At 42.0% G+C, this 2,968-nt stretch carries 3 protein-coding genes; 1 reads left to right on the forward strand and 2 read right to left on the reverse strand.

The window, feature by feature from the left end:
• Nucleotides 1–201 precede the first annotated feature (201 nt).
• On the reverse strand, nucleotides 202–462 hold the full coding sequence (locus tag IQ229_RS21580; protein ID WP_194047241.1) for a chlororespiratory reduction protein 7: 261 nt from the start codon (nucleotides 460–462) through the stop codon (nucleotides 202–204).
• A 626-nt stretch (nucleotides 463–1,088) separates the two neighbouring features.
• Between IQ229_RS21580 and IQ229_RS21585 the strand changes: the two genes are divergently transcribed.
• Nucleotides 1,089–2,114 carry a response regulator gene (locus tag IQ229_RS21585; protein ID WP_194047245.1) on the forward strand — a complete coding sequence of 342 codons (1,026 nt, stop codon included), beginning with the start codon at nucleotides 1,089–1,091 and terminating at the stop codon, nucleotides 2,112–2,114.
• Between the two features lie 24 nt (nucleotides 2,115–2,138).
• Here the strand turns inward: IQ229_RS21585 and IQ229_RS21590 are convergent.
• The coding region (locus tag IQ229_RS21590; RefSeq protein ID WP_194047243.1) for a histidine kinase at nucleotides 2,139–2,968 on the reverse strand (830 nt) is incomplete at its 5' end.

Genomic DNA, 2,968 nt, shown 5'->3' on the forward strand with positions numbered 1-2,968 from the left:
CTCTTGTTGACCACTAAATTGTTGATGAGTGTGTAGTCTAGCGTACAGTGTGTTTAACTATGAATTATGAATTAGTAATTATTCTTTTGGGAATTCCCTTAACCACGATTTAACTCCCCAACTTCTTGAAGAAGTCGGGGAGATGGGCACCAATTTTTGCTTAAGATTTATTTAGGATTCTCTCAAGCACTTACCAAAAATTTACTTTTCTAAACGAACTGCGTACCACTGTAAATATTTACCAGGGCCAATATCTAATTCGCAGCTAGTGTCAATTAAATATTGGGCTTGACTTTCCACAGTATCAAACTTTTGCAAGTCAGGCGGTAAATCTTGAATTATGAGTTGTTGAAGAGTTATTTTGAGCTTTTCTAATAGCTCTGATGGTGTCATAAATTGTTCTGGTTGATTTGTTTCTAAAACAACAAAATTATCCTGCTGGTACATTAATGAGTCTGGCATTTTAAAGATTTAGCGAATGTCAATAGGTTTGGATGGTTTTTGTAAGAGCTTTTACTTGTTTGTATAGCCAACGTGAGTTATGGGCGGTTTATGGCTATAAAGAATGGTTATGAAGTCACTTGAAAATAAAGTTTTGCACTAAGTTTTATCTCAATCTTATGTAATTATACTAAACCTCAGCAAGCCTTGTCGGATAGACTAAATAAATTTCAGTCAGGTGATATTAGTATTTAGTATTAACTATATTCTGAAGGTACTTTGGCAATTGCCTTGCTCTGGATTGCTAGGTGTCTAAACTAACTACACAACTAAAGAATTAAGGCGTGTATTTGTAATTCTCAAAAAAATCGTAATTTGACTTTAACAATAGGGAAATATAAAAGTAACATTTCCTCCCATAACCATCGCTGAACAAAAAGGTAGCAATTGCCTTCGTGTTCCAATTACAGATAGTCTATGCAACTTATTTATCTACCGCTTGCTTGGCCCAACAATATTGGGCAGTCCATTGTCAAGCTAGACACACCTTTGCCACAAATCCTGGCATTGATGAAAATAGCGATCGCCCCTATGCGATTGAGTTGCACGGCCTTTTTCAGGATAGTCCCGCAAGTGGAAGGCAACTCATGTCAGGCATAAGCCCATTTTCTGTTTCTAAGCAACCACCACTGATTCTAGTGGCTGATGATGACAAAACCATCCGGGTATTGTTGCGTAAAGCAATGGAACAAGACGGTTATCGAGTGGTCGAGGTCAATGATGGTAAGCAATGTTTAGATGCTTACGAGACTATCAAACCGGATATAGTTTTGCTAGATGCTGTAATGCCTGTGATGGATGGCTTTACCTGCTGTAAACACTTGCTCCAGATTGCCAGGAATAATTTAATCTCAGCCCTTGCCACCTTTGATACTGACTCGACTCTTAACAATACAGTCATCTCCAAGATATGGGAGCGCACTCCCATCTTGATGATCACATGCTTGGACGATGAGGAATCTGTAAACCGTGCTTTTGAAGCGGGAGCAACTGATTATGTTACTAAGCCAATTCACTGGCCTGTATTACGCCAACGGTTGCGCCGACTGCTACAGCAAGCACAAGTATACAAACAGTTAGAGGCGGCAAACGAAGCTTTGCATCACCTTGCCAATGTAGATGGCTTAACTGAGTTGGCTAATCGTCGCCGCTTTGACGATTATCTCAATACTCAATGGATTAATCTCGCACAAGAGGGATTTCCCTTGTCAATGATTTTGTGTGATATCGACTTTTTTAAATTTTATAATGATAAATATGGCCATCCGGCAGGGGATGTATGTTTACAAAAGGTGGGTGCTGTCTTAAGCCTTAAGGCACAAAAACATCAGGATTTAGTAGCGCGTTATGGTGGCGAAGAATTTGCTGTGATTATGCCATACACTCCTGCATCTGGCGCACTTCACGTTGCCGCCGCAATTCAAGCCGGAATCAAAGATTTGCAAATTGTTCATGACGGTTCTGCGGTGAGTCAGCACGTCACCCTCAGTATCGGCGTGGCAACTGTTGTCCCGACTTGGGAATCTTCACCTTCAGAGTTGATTGTGCTGGCAGATAAAGCACTCTACCAAGCAAAGGCCGGGGGACGCGATCGCTTTGTCTCAAGTTCTTAATTGTCATTAGTCATTAGTCATTACTTAAGAAGGATAAACTGGCAGTGTGAAGTGAAACCATGCTCCGTTATTGGGGGCAGAATCCACCCAAATTTGACCATAGTGTGCCAGAACGATGCGTTGGCATAGACAAAGGCCAATGCCGTAACCTTCTGTACCTTCATCCCGTTGCAGGCGGAAGTGGTTTTCAAAAATGCGATCGCGATTCTCTACAGGAATACCAGGCCCAGTATCGCCAATACTAAACTGAACTTTTTGGGTAGTGCGGTGCAATCCGGCGATGCTAATCTTGCCACCTTCTGGGGTGTATTTGATGGCATTATCCAACAGATTTACTAGTACTTGCCGGATGCGTTCTGGGTCAGCATATACATAAGGTAAGTCGTTGGGAATATCTGTTTCGACCTCTTGGGATTTGGCGGTGTAGCGATCGCACAATTCTTCTAGTACATCTAAGCACAATTTACCTAGCTGTACCTTTTGTGGTAAAATAGGAAACTCCGTATCTTTGCCACGACCTACCTGCAAAAGGTCGGCAATCATCCGATCAATGATCTTAGTTTGATTACGGGCTTGTTTTAATAGATGCGCTGTCAAGGATGGTTTGAGGCGCTGAAATTGGCCTGTCTCTAAATTGTAGTTAGATTGGAGAGTTTCGATAGCGATCGCGGCGGCTGTTAGAGGATTGCGGAGATCGTGTGCCAGCATCGAAATCACCCGATCTTTAAACTGTAGCTGCTCTTGGAGGTTATCTTTTTCCTGTTTTAAGCGAAAAATTTCGTCTGAGAGTCGGATCAGTTCGGCAGAAACAGCAACTGAACGGATAGTGGATTTGGGTGATGTCACCCTAGCAG

Source organism: Nostoc cf. edaphicum LEGE 07299 (assembly GCF_015207245.1).
GTDB lineage: Bacteria > Cyanobacteriota > Cyanobacteriia > Cyanobacteriales > Nostocaceae > Nostoc > Nostoc edaphicum_B.

Coding starts and splice junctions, on each gene's coding strand:
- IQ229_RS21580 (WP_194047241.1), bottom strand. CDS start 462: ATGCCAGACTCATTAATGTACCAGCAGGATAATTTTGTTGTTTTAGAA.
- IQ229_RS21585 (WP_194047245.1), top strand. CDS start 1,089: ATGTCAGGCATAAGCCCATTTTCTGTTTCTAAGCAACCACCACTGATT.